The following is a 2,578-nucleotide window of genomic DNA, read 5'->3' as shown; positions in this document are numbered from 1 at the left end:
TTTTCGTGACTTTTAGAAAAGCAAAAGCAAGATCAAAAGCAGCTCGGAATTCGCTTCGCTCATAAGCTTTTTTTTCTCGCTACGCTCGGTTTAGGGATCAAAATTGGAAAGTTCGCACCCATTCGGGATGCTCTGTAAAGCAGGTGATTGATGGATAGGGAGCTTGTAATCAGGGAAAGGGATGGGCAAATTTTCTCAGTTCGCTCGTAGACACTCGCTCTGTTTAGCGACTCATGCCACGAGATTTCATTCTAGGCGCATGTTGCTGTGCTTTGAGTTGTTGTTCTTGTCTGAGTTTCAGCTGTTGTTCTGCTTTGATCTCATTCACACATTTTTTAATGACTTGATAGGTTGAGTATAGAGTCTGGTATTGCTTGGCTTTGGCCGGATGTTGTTGTTGGTACTGCTTCCAGGCATGTTCTTTGAACTTTTCATTTTCCAATAAATCCTTCATACCATGTTTTTTCTGGTGTTCATGCTGACCTTTTAGCTTTTTGTGTTCCTGATAAACCTCGTCACGTTGGGCTTCCCAGGCTTTTTTTCCAAACAGTAAGGGTTTGTTCTGGGTTAATTCATTGTGTTGATCGACCAGACTTTGCAACTTGTCATGACTTTGTTTCAGTCTGTTTTTCACGATGTCTTGGGCGAGCTGCTGATTGAACTCGTTTTGATGTTTGTGGTGCTTGGTCAGGTTTATTTCGGCTTGTTTGAGATTGCGCTGCATAAAATCCAGGTCTAAATTCGCGTCTTTTGCGCTGATTTCGCGTTTTAGCACTTTGCCAAGGGTTTCCCTCTGTTTTTCCTCAAACAGGGCTTTTTCGTCAATTGGTGGCGTTTTAGCGCTATTTTTGATTTGGATCTGCTGTTTTGTTTTCAGTGTGCTGAGTTTTATCTCATTTTCAGCAATTAGAACGCCCATATTTTTGTCGTATTGCAACTGAGCCTGATTTCTCTGTTTGATTTCATCATTGCTTCGGCTGATTTCGGTTTCGATGCCTCTTCTACGTAGTTCGGTGACTTTCGGTCCTTCGTGCAGGGTGGCTTCCAGGCCATTCTCCTGGTCTTTGTAGCTGCGGTGGTCGACCCGGGCTGTGGATCCGGCCAGATCCAGGTGCACATTGCAGATATCGGCAAAGTGTTCACGCCAGTGATCGATTTCTCCACTGTGTTTCTGATCGAGTTCCCGGGTTTTCTCTGTAAAACCTTCTGGCGTAAGTTTACGTGTGCTCATTAGGATATGGGCGTGATAATTGCGCTCATCACTGCCGGATCCGGTATGCGGTGCATGAATACAGGCATCGACTGCTACCTGATGTCTTTCCACGATGCTGGCACATAATTCTTCAAGCATGGCCAGACGTTGTTCCTGGTTCAGTTCACTTGGAAAGGCAATTTCAAATTCCCGGGCCACAGTCGAGTTTTTTCGGGTTTCCCGTTGTTCAACTTCGTTCCAGAGTTTTTCTCGATTTTTTAAATGCTGTGGTGCGCTTTCGGGTAAATAAATTTCTTTGTATTCCACACCAGTTTTTCGGCTGTAGTCATGTTCTCGGCCTTCACGTTCACAATAGATCTTTTCACCTGCCCGATAGGCAATCGCAGCAGTGGCGGAACGCCCTGCTGATCGTGCTACGGTTTTGACTGAAAAGTGGTAAATCGCCATGTCTATTTTTCGCTTTTAAATTTTCACGTAGTGAAATACAACCGTGAATACGGTTGTCGGGGTATTGGGGGAGACCCCAATCGGACTTGCAAACTTCGTTTGCATAAGTGCGCTCTTCGAGGAAAACATTACTATACATATAGCACCTTGAATGCATATTCAAGTGCGCTTATGTTAGGGATGGTTTCCCAGGATGATGGTATTGGATTAATGAGCGTTACTGAAACACTAGACAGCAAAATCAAGGCACAGGAAGAAAAGCTAAAGCAGTTAAAGGCTCAAAGACAGGCAGCACTGGCAAGAGAACGTGCCAAAGAGAAAGAACAGGCACGAAAGGACGATACCAGACGCAAAATTTTAATTGGATCCTGCATGCTAAAAATCACTGAAGAAGATGAACAAGCCAGAGCTAAACTAATTGCTCAGATGGATAAGTATTTGACAGATGAGCGTGACCGAAAGCTTTTTAATTTATAAATTTTGAGAGATGAGTAGTGGAAGATCCAACACTTAATGAGTTAATACGTAATACAGAATTATTTTTTGAACATCACTGGAATGTAGATCTATTAGGAACGCCTCCTGAATGGTCACCAGTACATTTTAATTTTGGGAAAATTCCTAATTACGATAAACAAGGTGTATATGCGTTTATCAAAGGGGATTTAGTGACTTATATCGGTGTTGGCACTTCTAGAGGTGCTGGCCGTTATCGTGGTAATGGCTTAAGCGCCAGGGTAATGAAATATTGCCGATGGAATGAAGATAAAACTGAATATATTGCGATAGATCCAAGATTAAAAGATGCTGGATCCATCATTACGATAGGCTTTGAACGTGATACGGCTTATTTAGCAAATGCCTTAGAAGTTTTTCTTATCTCTAAAATCCAACCTGTCCACAATGTGGTTAAAGTTG

Annotated in this window: 3 protein-coding genes; 2 read left to right on the top strand and 1 reads right to left on the bottom strand. The window is 42.8% G+C overall.

The window, feature by feature from the left end:
- Window positions 1-223: 223 nt before the first annotated feature.
- Window positions 224-1,660, bottom strand: a complete 1,437-nt coding sequence (mobQ, locus tag A7A69_RS08750; protein WP_120371441.1) for a MobQ family relaxase — start codon at window positions 1,658-1,660, stop codon at window positions 224-226.
- A gap of 210 nt (window positions 1,661-1,870) precedes the next feature.
- On the opposite strand from mobQ, the gene A7A69_RS08745 reads away from it, so the two are divergent.
- Together A7A69_RS08745 and A7A69_RS08740 are read left to right on the top strand one after the other, a co-directional pair.
- Window positions 1,871-2,137, top strand: coding sequence for a hypothetical protein (locus tag A7A69_RS08745; protein WP_006581723.1), 267 nt, complete (start codon window positions 1,871-1,873; stop codon window positions 2,135-2,137).
- Window positions 2,138-2,154: 17 nt separating this feature from the next.
- The coding region (locus A7A69_RS08740; RefSeq protein WP_187349206.1) for a hypothetical protein at window positions 2,155-2,578 on the top strand (424 nt) is incomplete at its 3' end.

The organism is Acinetobacter guerrae, assembly GCF_009372255.1.
GTDB lineage: Bacteria > Pseudomonadota > Gammaproteobacteria > Pseudomonadales > Moraxellaceae > Acinetobacter > Acinetobacter guerrae.
The sequence above is the reverse complement of the archived record's forward strand: the minus strand, read 5'-3'. Positions and strand labels throughout refer to the sequence as shown.